Raw genomic sequence first — 17309 nt, 5'->3', positions numbered from 1 at the left:
GGCTGAGGATGCCCCTGCGGGGTGCGTCCGGCCACGCGAAGAGGAGGAACCCATGACTGATTCAGAGACTGAGAAGCAGCGCGTTAACATCGGAAAGCAGCACCCGGCCAATTACAAGGCTCTTATCACCCTGTCCTCGGCAGTGGAAGACACCACCACCGCGGCAGGTCTTGACCCGCTTCTGGTCGAGCTTTTGAAGATCCGCACGTCCCAGATCAACGGCTGCGCGTTCTGTCTCAAAATGCACACCCGCGACGCGCTCAAGAAGGGCGAGAACCCGGACCGGATCGCAGTGTTGCCCGCGTGGGAAGAAACCGATTACTTCTCCGAGACCGACCGCGCGGCCCTACGCCTTACAGAGGCCATCGCGCACGTGTCCGAGGGGCACGTGAGCGACGACGACTACAACGCGGCAGCAGCCGTGCTCTCCGCAGATCAGGTCTCGGCGGTGGCCTGGCTGTCAACGTTGATGAACGCCTTCAACCGCGTCGCGATTACAAGTCGATACCCGGTCACCGGCAACTGAACCAGCTTGTAGTCCGTGCGGGCATGCGAGTGCTGTCGTCCCAGGACGAGTTCTTCGAGGTCGCCCCGATGCGTTGATGGCGTTGGGTATGCAGGACACTCCCAGCACCCATGTATACGGAGGGCCCGCTCCATCCGTGACCGGACCGTGTCGAAGATGTCGATATCGGCGGGATCGCTGTGCCACTTGGCCTCGATCAAATACCAGGTATCCCCGTAGCGGGCCACCAGGTCCGTCTGCCGGGGTTTCGCGATGGACGCGTTGCGGACGACGCGGAAGTGCGCCCGCCTGTACCGCTGCTCCAGCAGCGCCTCCAGCTGGTAGCCACACTTGTGCGCAGACGGCAGCGCGCTGAGCTGTTTGAAGTCCGCCAGCAGCGATAGCCCGCCTGACCTCACACCATTCCTCTCACCGGCCACCATGGAATCCTCTCTCTTCGATGACGGACGCGTCCGGCTCCCACCACAAGGTCAACGGCTGCCCCTCGACAGGAGGGCACGTGGCCTTCGTTCTGTCGAAGGTGATGTCGCAAGCGGTCAGCGCGGTTTTCCACGTGCGACAGGTGACCGGCTGGCTGACCCGGCATCCCACGACCCTGACCGAGGAAGACCGGGCTGGCCTGAAGGATGTCCTGGCACGCTGCCCCGAACTGGAGACGGCCGCCGGGCATGTCCGTGACTTCGGCGAGATACTCACGAGCCGCCTCGGAGCGGTGCTCCCTGCCTGGATCGACGCAGTCGACGCCAGCCAACTGCCCGGCCTCACCGGCTTCGCACTCCACCTGCTCCGGGACCTCGACGCCGTGATAGCTGGCCTCACCTTGGACTGGAGTTCCGGCAGTATCGAAGGCGCCGTGAACCGCATCAAGAAGATCAAAAGGCAGCTCTACGGGCGAGCCGGATTCGAACTCCTACGCAAGATGATCCTGCTTCAGTGACCCTCAGCAGCGACGCCCCGGGATCTTTACAACGTCGGGTCAGGCCAGCTCGACAAATCGGTGGACGCGAAAGGACGTCAGCTGGTCGGGTTCGATGCTTGCCGAGTCCACCCGGTAGCGGCCAGCGGCGAGTTCGAGAGCGGTGCTGTCCGTGAGTGTCCCGACCTCGGTGCCGAAGTAGGCGGCATCGAACATCACGAGCTCGCCAGTGGTGCTCAGTACAGGTCCTTCCTCCCACTCGGCGGTGGGAAGCCCAGCCCGGATGAAGTCGGCGACACCATCCTCGCTCTCCGCATAGCACCAGCGGACGAGGACTCGGTACTCAGGAAGGTAGGCGGTGGAGAGAGGTTCGTCCCCCAGGACCAGCGCCTCAGCTCCGTCAGGCAGTGCGAGGACTCCAACGAAATCCCTCACCTCGCAAGCCCGGTCGTAGTCGCCCTCCGTTCCCGACCAGTGCGCCAGCGCGGTGCGTGGAACCACGATGAACGGGCCGCCCTCCGTCTCCAGCCACGTCAAAGACATGCCGCCTCCACCTTCAGGATCTCAGTTCCGTCGCGACAGCGTATGTGCCAGGTTGGACAGGGCTCATGGTGGTCGAGGTGCGCGGTGACGGGCCCAGGGTCGTGACCATCCCCTGCATTCGAACGCCACCGTCACCCTCCGCGACCGCTCCCCAAGATCTGTGCCAGAACCCAAAAGTCACTGACATTGATCACGCCGCTCCCCGAGAAACGTCATTGATCCGGTGACACCGGCCTCACTACCCTCCTGATCGACGTCAGCGTGGGCGGCGCCCCGTGGTTACCCGCGGAGCAGCTCGGCCAGCACCTCGGCTTCGCTGATCTCGGGCTGCTTGGTCGCGGTGAGGAGCGTCAAAGTCCGGTCTTTGGCGAGGGCGCGCAGGTGAGCCAGCGCGTCTGCATGCTCGGGATCTTCGAGTTCGGCCCGGTAGCGATGGCTGAACTCCGTGAAGCGTTCCGGGTCGTGGCTGTACCACTTGCGCAGTTCCGTGGACGGGGCAACCTGCTTGCACCACTCGTCGAGATGGGCCTTCTCTTTGGTCATTCCCCGTGGCCAGATGCGGTCGACCAGCACTCTGGTGCCGTCGGCCTGCTCCGGAGCCTCGTAGACCCTGCGGACGTGCACGGTCTTCTTGCGTGCCATGGGGAACCTCCTGGTGAGCTGGGTACTCCGCTTCTTTCGGCATCACACGTGGTAGCGGGCGATGATCTCAAGCCGTGCCACCTCGTCCGGCCCCGGATAGGCCACCAGCACCGGCAGACCGCTGGGGTCCATGCCCTCGAGAAGGTGAATCCCTCAGCCTGCCTTGTGTACACATGGCCGGACCGGGCGCTGAGCACGCGCTCGCACCGCTGGAAGTCGTCTGGGCCGTCCGCCGTCCAGATCACGTACTGCGCGCCGACATGGCCCGCCGGGTAGTCCGGGGGCGCCGGCCCAGCAGCGTTCCCGACTCCGCTCAGGCGGCCGCCGGTGCCTGGCCGCGCTGGGCGATCATCATGGCCATGTCGTCGTCGAGTAGACCGCCCGCATAGGCCCGCAGGTCGGCGGTGATCTGCTTCAGGAGCGGCCCGGGGGCGTGGTCGACCCACCTCGCGAGGCGTTCGGCGAGCGGGTAGAAGATGCCCGCGCCGTCGCGGGTCTCGGTGACGCCGTCGGTGTAGAGCAGGATCCTGTCCCCCTCGTGGAAGGGGAAGGTCGCCACCGTATACGTGTCGTCGGACATGGCGCCGAGGCCGAGCGGCGGGGCGGGTTCGCTCACCTGGAGCGCGGTGACGGTCCCGGTCGCCCGGCGCAGCAGCAGGGGCGGCGGATGGCCGCAGCTGATCATGTGCACCACCGGCTCGTCGTCCGGGATGTCGAGCACCACGGCGGTCACGAAACGTTCGGCGGCGTCGGGCTCGCATTCCGAGAACTCCGCGAGGCCCCAGCGGACGGCGTCCTCGAGGTAGGCGACCAGCTCCGTCAGCGGGATCTGCCGATGGGCCGCGGCGCGGAAGGCACCCAGCACGATCGCCGTGTCGCTGATCGAGGCGAGGCCCTTGCCCCGGACGTCGCCCATGATCAGTCGGGTGGAGTCGGAGGTACGGGCCGCGGCGTAGAGGTCGCCGCCTAGGTAGGTGTCGGCCTCGGCGCTGTGGTACTCCGCTGCGAGGGACATCGGCCCGGCCCGCCGGGGGAGCGGGCGCAGGACGACCCGCTGTGCGGTGTCGGAAACGGTGCGCGCTCTGCTCAGTTCCCGTTGATGCCGGTCCCGCAGGTGGGTGAAGGCGAACAGCAGGGCGGAGAGCACGGTGAGCGAAGCGAGTTCGACCAGCACACTCTCGGTGCCCAGGGTCCGACGCTCCGCCCCCGCGGCGATCAGCGCGAGTATCGCGAGGCCACCGATCAGGGCCGTGGGGCGTGGGCCCGCGCCCATGGCGGTCACCGCCGTGGCGACGACCAGGAGGTGGGCGAGGTGGATGTCCGGAGGCAGGAACGCGTCGGCCGCCGGGATGGAGACGATCAGGGCCAGGGGGACGACCAGGAAGAGCGGGTGCAGCGCCGCCCGGCTCCAGACTTTGAGGACCCTGGTCACGGAAGTCGTGGTTGTCGCAACGCTCATCCCTGCTCCCATCATGCCGGCCTGGTGAGTGGCCGCGGTGCGCGAGAGACGCCCTCGCGGGGAGGGGGCCGACCGGCACATCCCTCACCTTTGTGAACAGATCGGTGGTGTGCAGTATGCCGGGCGTCGAACAGCCTGCCGGCGCTCCAGACGGCACCTGCGACTTGCTCAATCAGGGCAGCGACCCTCCGCTGGCGCCCGCCCCAAACACGTCCCCCGCCCCCAGGCCGACCTGACCTTCACTCCCGGCGATACCTTCGTGCTCTACACCGACGGCCTCATCGAACGCCGCGGCGAGGACATCGACGCCGACCTCCAACGCCTCGCTGACGCGCTCGCCCGCTATGCCCGCCACAGCCCCGAACACCTCGCCGACTGCTCCGCGCTGGCGCATGCCGCGCGCTTGCTCGTGCAGCTTCGAGGCGTACAGCGATGCGGTCCGGTGCCATGGCTCCGATGGCGCAGAGGTTGGTGGCCAGGGAGGTCGGGCAGGTCGAGGTCGGCCCGCGGGGCGGGCTCTGGTGAGCAGGCCAGTTCGTACTCGCTGAGCCCGCCTGGGAAGGCTGTGCTGTCGCGGATGTGGTGGACGAACCCGTCGTGGAACAAAACGCACACGGGCAGCGCAACCGTCTGTAACGCGCAGCGACAGCTTCGTCTTACTGCCCCTCGTCGGCTCGGCGCGCCGTGCTGAAGCGTCGCTGATGGGCGGCAGGGCTGAGCGACAATTCCCTCACGAAAACTCTCCGCATGCTCTCGTAATTCGGGAATCCGGCAAGGGATGCCGTCTGCGTTGCGGTATGCCCTTGGTCGAGGAGAGCTTTCGCCATGTCGAACCGGATCATCTCCACGTACCGGGCCGGCGTCGTGGACAGCTCGTCATGGAAGAGCCGAGTGAGATGCCGAGGGCTCACATTGAGGTGCTTGGCGAGTTCGCCGAGTGAGTGGTTTCCCCCGGGATTCGCCGTGATCAAGTCGGTGAGTTTACGGAGGGCCGGAGACCGGGGCGGCGGTCCTTGCAGTGGGGCGGAGAACTGCGACTGGCCGCCCGAACGCTGCAGATAGACCACCAGGGCGCGGGCGACGTCGCGGGTGAGATCAGGGCCGTGATCCTCCTCGACTAGTGCCAGTGCCAGGTCGATGCCGGCGGTCACGCCCGCCGAGGTGTAGATGGTGCCGTCACGGACGTAGATCGCGTCGGGTTCGACGCGGCTGGCCCGGCAGCGGGCGGCGAGCTCGTGCGCGACCTTCCAGTGCGTGGTCGCGCGCTTGCCGTCCAGGAGGCCGGCGGCGCCGAGGATGAATGCTCCGGTGCAGATGGACGCGACCCGGCCGGCCCGGCCCGCCAGCGTTCGCGTGGCCTCGATCAGATCACGGGGGACCGGTGTGCGCGGGTAGATGTCCGCGCCGGCCACCAGGAACGTGTCGGGAGCGGGCTCCGTGGCGGCGGCGTCGACCGCGATCCGGATCCCGATGGACGAGGTGACATCGGCACCGGTCGGCGACACCAGAACGATCTTGTAGTCGGCACCGAGCCGGTTCGCTTCCCCGAACACCTCCGCGGGGCCGACGACGTCCAGGAGTTTGACCCCGTCATAGACGAGGATCGCGACCCGATGCGTGGCGGAGCCCACAACCCCGCTGCCCGCCTGTCCGGATTCGGGTGACTCATGGCCGGACCGAGGGAGCGCCGGACGCCGGGTGGTTGGCAGTGTGGAAGACGGACGCACCGTCCATTCGTAACACACCGATATCGGAAGGAGCAGAGGTCATGAGCGAGATCATCGCGGGGGTAGAGATTCCTGAAACGGCGGCGGTCGCCGAGGCCACCCGCCTCATGCAGGAGATGACCAGCCCCCTCCTCTACCACCACTCCCGGCGCGTTTTCGTCTTCGGCGCCATGCATGCTCACAGGCTCGGCCTGGAGCCCGACCCGGAGCTTCTCTACCTGTCCGCCATGTTTCACGACACGGGCCTCTTGACGCCGTTTTCCGACGTGGAGCAGCGCTTCGAGGTCGATGGAGCCGACCATGCACGTAAGTTCATGCTCGACCGTGGTTTCCCGGCCGGGGCTGCCGACGTGGTGTGGACGGCGATCGCGCTGCACACGACCCCGGGAATTCCCGGGCGGATGGGCCCGGAGATCGCTATCACGAATCTGGGGGTTCTGACCGACGTGCTCGGCCTGGGCCTGAACGAGCTGGATCGCAGCCAGGTGGACGAGATCACCGCCGTCCATCCGCGGGGTGACTTCAAGAACGAGTTTTTGCAGGCTTTCGTCGAGGGACTCAAGCACCGCCCGGAGACCACGAACGGAACCGTGAATTCGGATGTGCTGGAGCATTTCATTCCCGGCTTCCAGCGCACGACCACGGTCGAGCGCATCATGGGCGCTCCGTGGCCGAGCTGATCAAAGGCGCCATAAAACGTGATGAGACGTGTGAGTGGCCCTCCCGACGGGCGTCGTCTCGGGCGAGGTGCGGCCTTCGCCGTGCTGGCCTGCGCCACTGTGGTGATGATGGCCACGGCAAGCGCACCGTCACCGATCTATCCGCTGTACCGGGAGCGTTGGGGCCTGTCGGTCACGATGCTGACAGTGATCTTCGCGGTGTATGTCGTGGGTCTGCTCGGCGCCCTGCTGACGGTCGGATCGCTGAGCGACCAGCTGGGTCGCCGCCCGGTGCTGGTCGCCGCCCTTCTGGTGGCGGCGACCAGCACGGCGGTCTTCTGGACGGCCGACGGCGTCGTCTCCCTCCTGATCGCCCGGGTGGTGCAAGGCATCGCTACGGGGACGGCCACGGGCGCTCTTGCCGCCGGACTGGTCGAGCTCTCACCCAAGAGACATCCGCAACTGGGGCCCACCACGACAGCGGTGGGCACGAGTATCGGCATGGCCGCCGGTGCCGGAGTGGTGGGGCTGCTGGTTCAGTCGACCTCACGCCCCGATGCGTATGTCTTTCCCGTCCTGATGCTGACCTTCGTCGTTCTGGCCGCGGTCGTCCTCACGATCCCAGAGACCCTCGCCCCGCACGCGACGGGACTTGCGTCGTTGCGACCGAGCGTCCGGGTTCCTCGGGAAGCCCGGCCGGAGTTCTTCGCCTCCGTTCCCGCCCTGGTCGCGGGGTGGTCCGTCACGGGTCTGTTCCTCGCGCTCACTCCGTCCCTGGTGAGCAATGTCCTGCATGTGCGGTCCGGCGCTGCGGGCGGGCTCAGCATCGCGGCGCTGTTTCTGGCCAACAGCGTGGGCGGGTTGTGGTCCGTTCGGCATACGGCACGGCTCGCCACCTTGCTGGGGGCGGTTCTCCTGGCTCTGGGTGCGTCCGGACTGGCGGTGGCCATCGCTGTTGCGTCGCCGGCCATATACGTGGGCGGATCGGTCATTGCGGGGCTGGGCGTCGGCCTGACGTTCAACGGCAACCTCCGCGCCATCAGCGCGGTCACCACCGCGAAGTCGCGGTCGGAGGTCTTCTCGGCCGTCTACGTGATCAGCTATGCGGCGTTGAGTCTTCCGGCCCTCGCGGCCGGGCTCGCGGCGCCCTCATGGGGGCTGGAGACCACGGGCTATCTGTACGTCGGCTTCGTCGGGGCGCTGTCCTTGGGTGCAGCCCTGCACGCCGGACGATCACGTGCTCGCAGGCCCAGCGGCGATCCGATACGCACGGGCTGGGAAAGCGGACCTCGCAGCGAACGGTCCCGCTGCTGAGCACGCCGTACGTCCCACGCCGACACCATCCCCGAAGCAGCTTGATCAGGACTTACGGCTGCCGTGTCGGAGCGGGTCGGCTCGCTTCCGCGGAGCTGTCTTCGAAGATCCTGAGATCGAAATAGCTACGCTGCATCCGCAAGCTGGAGGAGGTTGCGATCTGTATGGGTGGCCGAGACGGGCCCGGAGGGTCTGAGCTGGAGGACGAGCTCGGAGCCGAATGGGAGACGCACCGGCCCGCGGTCTTCGGCGTGGCCTACCGGCTGCTGGGGACTGTGGCCGATGCCGAGGATGTCACCCAGGACGTGTGGCTGCGGGCGGCCGGAGCGGATCTGCAGGACATCGGTGATCTGCGGGCCTGGCTGGTGACGGTGGCCGCGCGACGGTCGTACGACATTCTCAAGAGCGCCCGTGTCCGCCGGGAGACCTATGTCGGGCCGTGGCTGCCGGAGCCGCTGCTGACAGGGCCGGACGCGTCGCAGCCGGTACTCGTTGACGAGTCCGTCAGTTCGGCGATGCTCCTGATCATGGAGGAGCTGAGTCCGCCGGAGCGGGTGGCCTTCGTCCTGCACGATGTCTTCGGTCTTGGGTTCGGCCGGATCGCCGAGGTGCTGGACGTCTCCGTGCCGGGTGCCCGGCAGCTCGCCTCGCGGGCACGACGGCGGGTGGCCAAGGCGAAGCACTCCACGCCGCAGGCGTCGAAGGCGGAGCGCGAACGGGTCCTCACGGTCTTCCGCGCCGCCTACGAGGCCGGGGACCTGGTCGGCCTGGTCAGGCTCCTGCATCCGGACGCCGTGTATGTCACCGACGGCGGCGGCAAGATCTTGGCGGCACGCAAGCTCATTCACGGCGGCGAGCGCGTCGCCGAGGTCATGGTGCGTACGGGACGCCAGTGGCACCCGGACCGCATCGACTTCGCCGAGGTCGGCGGCGAGCTGGCCCTCGTGTTCCACCGGGAAGGCCGGGTCTACTCCGTCGACACGGTCCAGATCACAGACGGCCTGATCACCGCGTACCGCAGGGTCATGAACCCCGACAAACTCGTGCGCGTCTGAGCTGTCACACGCGGAGGGGCTATCTCGTCTCCCTGCTGAGAACGCACAACGGGCGACGAAGGAATACGCGCGAGCAGGTGAGATCGATCATGCGGCACGGCATACATCCATCTGCAGCCGCTATGAGCCCTGCGCGTGAGTGCGCTGTGCGCTCGGGTCGCCCCTCCCAGTAAGGATCTGTATGCAAGCCATCACTGTGCGAGACCGTGACGCTGGTCTTGCCGGGATGTCCCTGACGGACATTCCCTACCCTCACGCGGCCGAGAACGACGTCATCGTGAGGGTGCACGCCGCCGGCTTCACCCCTGGCGAGCTGGACTGGCCCGCCACGTGGACCGATCGCGCCGGCCGTGACCGGACGCCGAGCGTGCCCGGGCACGAGCTGTCCGGTGTCGTCGTGGAGCTGGGGTACGGCACCACCGGCCTGAGTGTCGGACAGCGGGTGTTCGGCCTGGCCGACTGGACCCGTGACGGCACTCTCGCCGAGTACACCGCGGTGGAGGCCCGCAACCTCGCCCCGCTGCCGGCGGACGTCGACCACACCGTGGCCGTCGCACTGCCCATTTCGGGGCTGACCGCCTGGCAGGGCCTGTTCGACCACGGCCGCCTCACCACAGGCCAGACCGTTCTGATCCATGGTGCCGCGGGCGGCGTCGGCTCGATCGCGGTACAGCTCGCCCGGGAGGCCGGCGCCCGCGTCATCGGCACCGGCCGCGCCTCAGGCCGGGACAGCGCACTCGCACTCGGCGTCGACACCTTCATCGACCTGCAGGCCGAGAAGCTGGAGGACGCCGGCGAGGCCGACGTCGTGTTCGACGTGATCGGCGGCGACATCCTCGACCGCTCGGCCGCCCTCGTCCGGGCCGGTGGCACGCTCGTCTCCATCGTCATGCCGCCCAAGGTCCAGCCCAAGGACGGGCGGGCGGTCTTCTTCGTCGTCGAACCCGACCGCGCCCGGCTCGCCGACCTCGCCACGCGGCTGAGGGACGGCCGGCTCAAGCCGGTCGTCGGTGCTGTGCGGCCCCTCGCCGAGGCAGCCGCCGCGTTCGCCCCCGGCAAGCGCACCCCGGGCAAGACGATCATCCGCGTCACGGAAGACTGAATCAGGAGACCCATCGTGATCGGAATGCGAATCGCCACCGGCTTCCTGGCCGTCGGCACGCTGACGGCGGCCACGGCCTGCTCGACCTCGGACCAGCCCATCCACGCCACGGGCACGACCGCGGCCATGGCATCGCCTGCGGCCATGGCATCGACACGTCCCACCGAAACCCTCAAGCCGCTGCTCCAGCAGGCCCTTCCGAATGTGAAGGGCAAGACGTTCACCTCGGCGATCGTGGACTTCCCGCCTAACGCAAGCGCGATGCCGCACCGGCACGGCCAGGCGTTCGTCTACGCCTACGTCCTCGAAGGCACCGTGCGCAGCCAGCTCGAAGGCAAGCCCGCGACTACCTACCACCAAGGCGAGAACTGGGTCGAGCAGCCGGGCGCCCACCACCTCCTCACCGAGAACACCAGCCGGACCAAACGGGCCAAGCTCCTGGTCGTCTTCGTCTCCAACACCGGAGACAAGCTCAAGATCGACGATCCGAAGTCGTAGCCCCCGGGGCATGCGCGGGGCGGCATCACCCTGTACCACCCCGCCAAAGCACGCCCACTCTCCACCAACGTGCCCAAAGCGCGGCTTATACCACACGAAGGAATCATAGGAACAATTACCGACCCCCAGCGCGTCCACATCGGCGAGCAGCCCCGGCCGCCTACAAGAGCCTCATCGCCCTGTCCTCGGAGGTGGGAGAGACCACCACCGCCGCGGGCCTCGACCCGCTCCTGGTCGAGCTGCTGAGGATCCGCACCTCCCAGATCAACGGCTGCGTCTTCTGCCTGCGCATGCACACCGGCGACGCCCTCAAGAAGGGCGAGAGCCGACCGGATCGCCGGGCAAGCGGCAGTCGGTCCGAGGGGCGCTGCTGCGGTCTCGGCATCCGCTCCGGCGGCCTGCCGCAGTACCTGCAGTGGTTCTGAAGTGATCAACCACTATAAACGCCTTGGCAGAGATCTAGGTCCTCGTACCCGGCAGCGGCCACAGACGCCAGTCGAACAGCAAGTGAAAGACTCCCTGATGGAATACCAGCACACTCGCCCCCTTCATAACCGCGTCGTCATCGTCACCGGAGCCGGTACCGGGATCGGCCGGGCAACGGCGGTCGCGATGGCCGAGGCGGGGGCGCACGTCCTCGGTGTCGGCCGACGCCAGGTGGCCCTGGACGAGACTGCCGCCATGCACCCAGGCATCGCGACTCTCGCTACTGACATTCGCTTGGAGCATGCCCCTGAGCTGATCATCAGTACGGCGATCGACCGATGGAAGCAGCTTGACGTGGTGGTGAACAACGCTGGCGCGACTGCACGTGTCTCGTTCGACGAGGTGACACGCTCGCGCATCACCGACCTGTTCGACCTCAACGTCATTGCCCCTACCATGCTCGCCCAGGCAGCGTTGCCTCACCTGCGCCGCAGCAAGGGCTCGATCATCAACGTCTCCAGCACCTACGGCCATCGCCCCCACCCGGGCGGTGCCCACTACGGGGCGACCAAGGCCGCCCTGGAACAGCTGACGCGTACCTGGGCGGTCGAGCTGGCCAAGGACGGGATCAGAGTCAATGCCATTGCCCCCGGTCCGACCGAGAGCGAGGCTCTGTCCGTCAGCGGGCTCACGGAGGAGGAAGTGATGGCGGTCAAGAAAGAGCAGGCATCCCGGATCCCTCTGGGAAGGAGGGGACACCCGAAGGAAGTAGCGACCTGGCTCGTCCGCTTCGCAGATCCCACCGCGACGTGGCTGACGGGCCAGATTCTCACAATCGACGGAGGCCTCGAACTCATATGAATACGCTCTTTCGGTGGTCCACCGGGCATCAGGCCTCAACAGATATGGGAAAGCTGCGGCGATCTCGTCCACCTCGCCCGTGAGTGACAGCGTGTGTGCTGGTACGGCCCAGACGGTCGTGTGGCTGACCAGGTTGCCCTCACCGTCCCAGGACCACTCCTCACAGGTGCCGTCGGGCAGTTCCCACCAGGCGGGCTCGCCCTCGACCGTCCAGCCCTGCCGAAGAGTCCCGCCCAGGGCATCGGTGGCCTCGGTGATGCGGCCGAAGGCGTCCCGTACGAAGATCACACGGACACCGTCCGGTGCCGTGAGGGAAACCGGCAGACCGACGGATTTCGTCCCTGTCCCCGTGGCTCCTCCGGCAGCGTCGCGGATAGCCGACACATGACCGTATTCGTCAGTTTCGTACTCGGTGCGGAAGCCGTCGGGTTCGGTGACAGCGGTCAGATTGCCACGCGCGTCGTACTCGTAGCGACGCGTACGACCGCCGCGTGGACTTTCCCGTGCGGTGGGCGGCACGGGAAGCCCGTACGGCCACGACACCCTCACCTACGGCCAGTCCCGTCCCCAGGCCGAGCCCCGCCCGGGGGGAAGCAGACCGGCAGGCGGTGGAGCTGATCCCGTCGCAGATGGCTGCGCCGGCCCCGATCGAGGCGGCCCGTGTCCGTCGTCGCCGCGAATCAGAGGCCGCCCGGGCTCTTGCGGTGCGGCGGGCCCGGCACGTCGGCTGTTGCTGCCGAGCCTGCCCCGCTGCGTACGACGGCGTGAGCACATCGATCATCTGTGAGACCAACGGCCCGGGTGGCAGGATGAGTTGGGACGAAAGGCGGGGTTTCGTGCGTGGTGACAGGCGGCAGATTCAAACGGCGGTCCTGGGCGGAGCGGACTCGGAGGAGCCGCTGATCCTGCTGCTGGAGGCGATCGAGCTGGACGCCTTCCGCCGCCGTCACGAGCTCGACACGTTCTGGTGCGGGCTGCTACTCGGCGGCTGCGGCCTTCAGCTGACCACCAAGCTGTACACCGACCGGGTCTGCCACTTTGCCCACCACCCGGGCCCTGACGGGCACCCTCACCTGTGCGGCCGTCGCGCCCGTGGGGTGAACAGCGCCGACCACCTGTACGTGAAGTCCGCGGCCGCGGCTTGGCTTCACGGCCGGGGCGAGCAGGCCCGTTTCGACTTCGCCCAGCCCGACGGAGCGCCGATCGGCTCCGTGGTGGACATTCAGTTACGACGCGGCGGGCTGCGCGTGCATCTGGACCAGGCGGTGATGCCGGAGTGGGACGCGGACAGCGAGCCGGTGCTGGGCATGCCGGTGCCCGTGGACCGGGACATGCTGATCCGCCGCTGGTACGTCCACCGCATCCGTCTGGACAGCGAGAGCACTGTGATTCCGAGGTTCGTAGTTGGTGTGGTGTGGGTGGCCTGAGCTGTGGTGTTGGGACTTCCTTGAGAAGGGAGCGGGCGCTTGCGGGATGCTCCGGCGGGTGGTGACGAGGCTTCTGACCTGCGGTTGTTGGGGGTCTGTTGATAAGGGTGGTGTGGTGTTGGTGGTGGTTTCTAGTACCTAATGGACCGATGCGTGTTCATGCTGCTCAGGGGCTTGCTGTGTGGTCGGGATGGGCGGGTGGGGCCGTGGAGCAGGTCGGTCAGCGAGGCCGCGAGGACGGGGACGTCGTGCACGAAGCGGAACGACCTTAGGCCCCTGGCGGCCGCGCGCAGGGCACTGATCCGGTTCTCGATGCCGGTGGGGTCGGTGCCGTCCAGCCGGAATCGGGTGGTGGACCTCGCAGATCCAGTTCAGCGGTCGGCACGGGGCGCCGTGGCGGCGGGCATCGGTGAGGAAGGCGAGCGCGGTCTCGGTCACGGCCAGCGTGTGAGCGGCCTGGAGGCGTATGGCGGTCGGATCGGACACCCCCCCGTGAGAGGCCGGCGCCCGCGTATCTCGGGCCATTCGGCAACGAGTTGCACGTCGTACTGGGTGGGGAACCATACCCGGATGCGTCCGGCCTGCAGCAGGGTGATGCGGTTCGACCAGATCTTCTTCCCGCAGCCGGGCCAGTCGTCGGCGGGTCGCTCGATGTGCATCCCCGAGGCGATCATCCAGTGCAACTGCTCCGGTACGGCCATCCGGTACTGCGTCAATTCTGGGTGGCTGTGGAACGATCAGGGTGTAGTCCGGCGTGTCCTTGGGACGGTCAGCTCTCCGGTGGGGGCGCTGGCCTGGGCCGGCCGATAGGGGGGTGGCACCGGTGCCACAGGCGCAGGACCGTGAGGTTCCTCTGGAGCGGTTGTCCGGGCAACACTCCGACCCGGCCGACCTTGACAGGCGGCAGCGGATTTTGAGCCGCCTGCGCCGGTTCGGCCCCGGGCCCGCGGGCTGGTACGCCGATATCTGCACCCTGCTGGATGAGGATCTGCCGCTGCGTTCGACCGGGATGCTGGTCTCGCACCTGTTCCGGGAGCTGGAGAGCGCCCTCCGCGAGGTCCTTCTGCCCGATGCCACCCGGAATGACCCGACCAAGGAGCGACGGCACCTGTTCGAAGTGAAGGGTGTGCTGGACTGGCTGGGCATCCCGACCGACAGCCCCGCGGGCGTCGTCTGGTTGGCAGAGGCGACGAAACTGCACGGTTACGCGCACCGGGTCCGTATGGAACAGACGCCGATGGACTCAGCGGTCCGTGTGCGCCTGGCCGATCTGGAGGACATGCTCGATGTGGTGCTCGACCGCTTCGAGACCCGCTACGTCGCCGTGCTGCAGCGTTTGGAGACCCTGGCTGCCGTCCGCGAGCCGGCCAAGGCCCATGTGAAGCTGCTCCTGAATGCCTTCCCCCAGGACTACTTGACCCAGGAACGCTTTTTCGGACTGCTGGACGCCCCCCGGTGGCTGCCGCACCTGCGCGAGTACGGATTCTTCAGTACGCCGCCGGCACCGGAAACTGACGATGAAGCGCGCACGGTGGTCTTTCCCGCCTGGCCGGCCTCAACGTATCTGGTGCGGATGACCAGTGTTGCCCCAGCAGGCGCGGCAGCAATTGCCGAGCAGATCCCGTCGACGGATAACCCGCGGGTCAACCTCGATCTTGTGGAGGTGGCACTCCTGCTGCCCCCCGCGGACGCGGCGCGTCTGGTGCCGCGGGCGGTGGAAGCGATCCGTGGCCCCTACCTGATCGCCCCGGACCGTTACGCCCAACTCGCAGTCCACTGCGCTCAGGGCGGCCACACCGAGCAGGCTCTGGCGGTGATGGCCGCGCTCCTGCAGGCCGCTCAGCACGGTGGCCGGATCGACGACTACGATCTCCAGGAGATTCTGCGTACGCACAATGTCGCCTTGGCCCGTCACCTGGGGGCGGCTTGGTTGGAGGCGTTGACCGGCAGCCTGGCAAGCACGCTCCTTGCCACCGGAATGGACCCTGACCGCGCCGGCGGGGAGGACCTGTCCAGGGTGTGGTACCCGGTGCTGGACCCGGGCCACGGGGGGATGCGCTCTGATGACCGTGCCCTGTTCACCGAGGCGGTCCGCGACACGGCCGACCATCTTGCGGCCACGGACATCCGCCGGGTCCTTTCCATCCTGGAGTCTCAGCCGTGGCTGGTCTTCCGCAGGCTCCGCCTGCATATTCTCCAGCGTCACGGTGCCAACGCCCCGGACGTGGTGGAGAGCATTCTGACGGATCTTGACCAGATTGCTGCCGCCCGGTCGCAGCGTGAGTGGGCACTCTTGGCGCGCGCCTGCGCCAGCTCGCTGGGCCCGGCCGCGCTCGAAGGGGTACTGGCCGTCATCGACGCCGGGCCGGACACCGAACGGTTCGTAGAGCGGTTCCGCAGCACTTCCGGTGGTGCGGAACCGCCGGAGCAGTACGTCGAGCAGTGGGCGGGCGCCTGGCAGCGAGACCGCTATGCCGCACTGGCCGATGCCCTGCCCGAGCAGCAGCTGCGGCGCTACCGAGAGTTGTGCGACAGCCTCGGTCCGGCACCGTCGCTGGACACGATTCCCCAGCCTCTGGCCTGGTCGGCGGCCGAAGAGGAGGGTTCGCCGGAGAACCTGGCTGCGATGACGGCCACCGGCCTGATCAGCCACGCCCGGAAGTTCCAGCCCACACCGACCCGGTTCGGCACGAACGCCGAGGCCTTCTGCAGTCAGCTGCAAGCTGCCGTGACCAGCCAGGCCCTCGTCTACCAGGAGGACGCCCCGCAGTTCGCCGAGTTGGCTGATGATCACCTCGCCGCCGTCCTCGACGGATTCCGTACGGCTGTTCAGGCTGGCCAGCAACTCAGCTGGGACACCATCCTCCCGCTCGTACAGTCGGCTACCGGCCGCCCTCATACCTCCGACACCGGCGCCCTGCACCTGGCCGTCGCCCGGTTTGTGCTGGCGGGACTGGCGCTGCAGAACACCCAGCAGATCCCCACCCTGCTCGGCGACGCACTGTGGGACGTACTCGAGTCGGTCTGGAGCGCCGCCAGGTCACCACAAGACGACCTTGACGACGACCAGCAGTCTGTTTGGGACGAGAGTTTGGAAACAGCCTTGCGAGCCGCCGTCGCGTGGGCACTGTGGCGTCGCGAACACGGCGCTGCCTTCCAGGTGCTGTTCACCGCCTTGGACACCCTGCTGCTGGACGCGGCTGGCACGCCCGCTGCCCCGGGCGCCAGCTCCGTCGGTCGGACCGTCGGATCCTTGATCACCCGACTCGATGCTCTCGACCCGGCGTGGATGCGACGCCGAATCGAGGTCCTGTTCAACCTCGACACCGCACTGGGCCGTGCCAGCTGGATGGCCCACCTGAGCACCTCATCGCTCACCGAGTCCGTCGTGAGCCTCCTCATGGATATCTACCGCACCGCAGCACGCACACCCGCAGTGGACGGTCAGGATCACCGGGACTTGAACCGGCGGCTGGGTGATCACCTCATGGCCATCTATCTGGCAGGTCTGCTCGGACTGGACGACGAGAGCACCATGGCCGACTACCTGTACTCCTCACCCGTGGTTGCTGTTCAGCTCGCTTCGTTCTTGAGCGAGGTCGTCCATGACCGCGACCTGCCACCAGATACCCGCGACCGCATCATGCAGTGGTGGACCTGGCGCCTGACCGCTCGGGACGACAACGCGCATGGACCTGCACCGCAACCCGACGAGATCCACGCCCTGATCGGCCCGCTGGCCCGCAATGACGCCTTCCCGGTCACCTGGCGCCTGCAGCAGCTGAGCGTTGCCCTCGAGACGACCGGAAGCCTCGGCCGTGACCGACGCGTCTACTCTTTCCTGGCCGAAGCGGCCACCGGCTACCTGGGACCAGTCCTGGACCTGGTGCACAGATGGGTCGCCACGCTGGACATGTACGACTACGCCCCACGGATCAGGGAGAGCGACATCCGCGCCGTTCTGCTGGCCGGACTTGCCTCTCCTGAGTACCAGGAACTGGCCCGCGACATCATCAACCGAGCCACCTACCGCGGGCACTACCAATTCGCACCCCTGCTCACGGACACCGATGACCAGCCCGGCCCGTCCTGAACCAACCCACCAGCAGAGCGGTCCCTGCCGCGCCGAGGGCTTCCGGCGTCTAAAGGACCGG

General features: G+C 67.5%; 18 protein-coding genes. 12 read left to right on the top strand and 6 right to left on the bottom strand.

Annotation, left to right across the window (positions count from 1 at the left end; translation table 11 throughout):
• Positions 1-52 precede the first annotated feature (52 nt).
• Positions 53-526 (top strand): carboxymuconolactone decarboxylase family protein, encoded by a 474-nt coding sequence (locus OG798_RS00170; RefSeq protein WP_267059725.1) that lies wholly within the window; start codon positions 53-55, stop codon positions 524-526.
• On the opposite strand, the gene OG798_RS00165 is transcribed toward OG798_RS00170, so the two are convergent.
• A complete protein-coding gene (locus OG798_RS00165) occupies positions 436-948 on the bottom strand; it encodes a hypothetical protein (protein WP_328755787.1) in 513 nt (170 codons plus the stop codon). The two genes, OG798_RS00170 and OG798_RS00165, sit on opposite strands and share 91 nt — an antisense overlap.
• 17 nt (positions 949-965) lie before the next feature.
• On the opposite strand from OG798_RS00165, the gene OG798_RS00160 reads away from it, so the two are divergent.
• Positions 966-1463: an ISL3 family transposase gene (locus OG798_RS00160; RefSeq protein ID WP_435864231.1), complete on the top strand. Its 498-nt coding sequence runs from the start codon at positions 966-968 to the stop codon at positions 1461-1463.
• Positions 1464-1502: 39 nt separating this feature from the next.
• Here OG798_RS00160 and OG798_RS00155 read toward each other — a convergent pair whose 3' ends face one another.
• The 3 genes from OG798_RS00155 to OG798_RS00145 form a co-directional block, all read right to left on the bottom strand.
• On the bottom strand, positions 1503-1985 hold the full coding sequence (locus tag OG798_RS00155) for an Imm21 family immunity protein (RefSeq protein ID WP_328755786.1): 483 nt from the start codon (positions 1983-1985) through the stop codon (positions 1503-1505).
• 279 nt (positions 1986-2264) lie between these two features.
• The gene (locus tag OG798_RS00150) at positions 2265-2627 is read right to left on the bottom strand and encodes a DUF488 domain-containing protein (RefSeq protein WP_267059680.1); all 363 of its coding nucleotides are present in this window, start codon (positions 2625-2627) and stop codon (positions 2265-2267) included.
• 313 nt (positions 2628-2940) lie between these two features.
• Positions 2941-4086 carry a PP2C family protein-serine/threonine phosphatase gene (locus tag OG798_RS00145; protein ID WP_267059678.1) on the bottom strand — a complete coding sequence of 382 codons (1146 nt, stop codon included), beginning with the start codon at positions 4084-4086 and terminating at the stop codon, positions 2941-2943.
• Positions 4087-4114: 28 nt separating this feature from the next.
• Here OG798_RS00145 and OG798_RS56315 point away from each other — a divergent pair, with 28 nt between their 5' ends.
• Positions 4115-4777 carry a SpoIIE family protein phosphatase gene (locus tag OG798_RS56315; RefSeq protein WP_413253493.1) on the top strand — a complete coding sequence of 221 codons (663 nt, stop codon included), beginning with the start codon at positions 4115-4117 and terminating at the stop codon, positions 4775-4777.
• Here OG798_RS56315 and OG798_RS00135 read toward each other — a convergent pair.
• Entirely contained in the window at positions 4743-5717 is a 975-nt protein-coding gene (locus OG798_RS00135) for a GlxA family transcriptional regulator (RefSeq protein WP_267059676.1), read from the bottom strand. The two genes, OG798_RS56315 and OG798_RS00135, sit on opposite strands and share 35 nt — an antisense overlap.
• Before the next feature lie 137 nt (positions 5718-5854).
• Here OG798_RS00135 and OG798_RS00130 point away from each other — a divergent pair, with 137 nt between their 5' ends.
• The 8 genes from OG798_RS00130 to OG798_RS00090 all read left to right on the top strand — a co-directional run bounded on the left by OG798_RS00130 (position 5855) and on the right by OG798_RS00090 (position 13155).
• The gene (locus tag OG798_RS00130) at positions 5855-6493 is read left to right on the top strand and encodes an HD domain-containing protein (protein ID WP_267059674.1); all 639 of its coding nucleotides are present in this window, start codon (positions 5855-5857) and stop codon (positions 6491-6493) included.
• Positions 6494-6523: 30 nt separating this feature from the next.
• Entirely contained in the window at positions 6524-7786 is a 1263-nt protein-coding gene (locus tag OG798_RS00125) for an MFS transporter (protein ID WP_267059672.1), read from the top strand.
• A gap of 164 nt (positions 7787-7950) precedes the next feature.
• Positions 7951-8841, top strand: a complete 891-nt coding sequence (gene sigJ, locus OG798_RS00120) for an RNA polymerase sigma factor SigJ (protein WP_328755785.1) — start codon at positions 7951-7953, stop codon at positions 8839-8841.
• A 181-nt stretch (positions 8842-9022) separates the two neighbouring features.
• Positions 9023-9943 carry an NADP-dependent oxidoreductase gene (locus tag OG798_RS00115; protein WP_328755784.1) on the top strand — a complete coding sequence of 307 codons (921 nt, stop codon included), beginning with the start codon at positions 9023-9025 and terminating at the stop codon, positions 9941-9943.
• 24 nt (positions 9944-9967) lie between these two features.
• The gene (locus tag OG798_RS00110; protein ID WP_319753020.1) at positions 9968-10441 is read left to right on the top strand and encodes a cupin domain-containing protein; all 474 of its coding nucleotides are present in this window, start codon (positions 9968-9970) and stop codon (positions 10439-10441) included.
• A 191-nt stretch (positions 10442-10632) separates the two neighbouring features.
• Entirely contained in the window at positions 10633-10866 is a 234-nt protein-coding gene (locus tag OG798_RS00105; RefSeq protein ID WP_328755783.1) for a carboxymuconolactone decarboxylase family protein, read from the top strand.
• Between the two features lie 97 nt (positions 10867-10963).
• The gene (locus tag OG798_RS00100) at positions 10964-11728 is read left to right on the top strand and encodes an SDR family NAD(P)-dependent oxidoreductase (protein WP_328755782.1); all 765 of its coding nucleotides are present in this window, start codon (positions 10964-10966) and stop codon (positions 11726-11728) included.
• Between the two features lie 836 nt (positions 11729-12564).
• Positions 12565-13155: a hypothetical protein gene (locus tag OG798_RS00090; protein WP_328755781.1), complete on the top strand. Its 591-nt coding sequence runs from the start codon at positions 12565-12567 to the stop codon at positions 13153-13155.
• Positions 13156-13293: 138 nt separating this feature from the next.
• Here the strand turns inward: OG798_RS00090 and OG798_RS56310 are convergent, their stop codons facing one another.
• Positions 13294-13764 (bottom strand): hypothetical protein, encoded by a 471-nt coding sequence (locus tag OG798_RS56310; RefSeq protein ID WP_443054175.1) that lies wholly within the window; start codon positions 13762-13764, stop codon positions 13294-13296.
• 214 nt (positions 13765-13978) lie between these two features.
• On the opposite strand from OG798_RS56310, the gene OG798_RS00080 reads away from it, so the two are divergent.
• Positions 13979-17248 (top strand): hypothetical protein, encoded by a 3270-nt coding sequence (locus tag OG798_RS00080; protein WP_328755779.1) that lies wholly within the window; start codon positions 13979-13981, stop codon positions 17246-17248.
• The last annotated feature ends 61 nt before the right edge of the window (positions 17249-17309 follow it).

Source organism: Streptomyces sp. NBC_00271 (assembly GCF_036178845.1).
Classification (GTDB): Bacteria; Actinomycetota; Actinomycetes; order Streptomycetales; family Streptomycetaceae; genus Streptomyces.
This window is presented reverse-complemented; position numbering and strand designations above follow the sequence as displayed.

Bases quoted from the DNA above. Each gene is read 5' to 3' on its own strand.
- OG798_RS00170 (WP_267059725.1), top strand. From the start codon at position 53: ATGACTGATTCAGAGACTGAGAAGCAGCGCGTTAACATCGGAAAGCAG.
- OG798_RS00165 (WP_328755787.1), bottom strand. From the start codon at position 948: ATGGTGGCCGGTGAGAGGAATGGTGTGAGGTCAGGCGGGCTATCGCTG.
- OG798_RS00160 (WP_435864231.1), top strand. From the start codon at position 966: ATGACGGACGCGTCCGGCTCCCACCACAAGGTCAACGGCTGCCCCTCG.
- OG798_RS00155 (WP_328755786.1), bottom strand. From the start codon at position 1,985: ATGTCTTTGACGTGGCTGGAGACGGAGGGCGGCCCGTTCATCGTGGTT.
- OG798_RS00150 (WP_267059680.1), bottom strand. From the start codon at position 2,627: ATGGCACGCAAGAAGACCGTGCACGTCCGCAGGGTCTACGAGGCTCCG.
- OG798_RS00145 (WP_267059678.1), bottom strand. From the start codon at position 4,086: ATGAGCGTTGCGACAACCACGACTTCCGTGACCAGGGTCCTCAAAGTC.
- OG798_RS00130 (WP_267059674.1), top strand. From the start codon at position 5,855: ATGAGCGAGATCATCGCGGGGGTAGAGATTCCTGAAACGGCGGCGGTC.
- sigJ (WP_328755785.1), top strand. From the start codon at position 7,951: ATGGGTGGCCGAGACGGGCCCGGAGGGTCTGAGCTGGAGGACGAGCTC.
- OG798_RS00115 (WP_328755784.1), top strand. From the start codon at position 9,023: ATGCAAGCCATCACTGTGCGAGACCGTGACGCTGGTCTTGCCGGGATG.
- OG798_RS00110 (WP_319753020.1), top strand. From the start codon at position 9,968: ATGCGAATCGCCACCGGCTTCCTGGCCGTCGGCACGCTGACGGCGGCC.
- OG798_RS00100 (WP_328755782.1), top strand. From the start codon at position 10,964: ATGGAATACCAGCACACTCGCCCCCTTCATAACCGCGTCGTCATCGTC.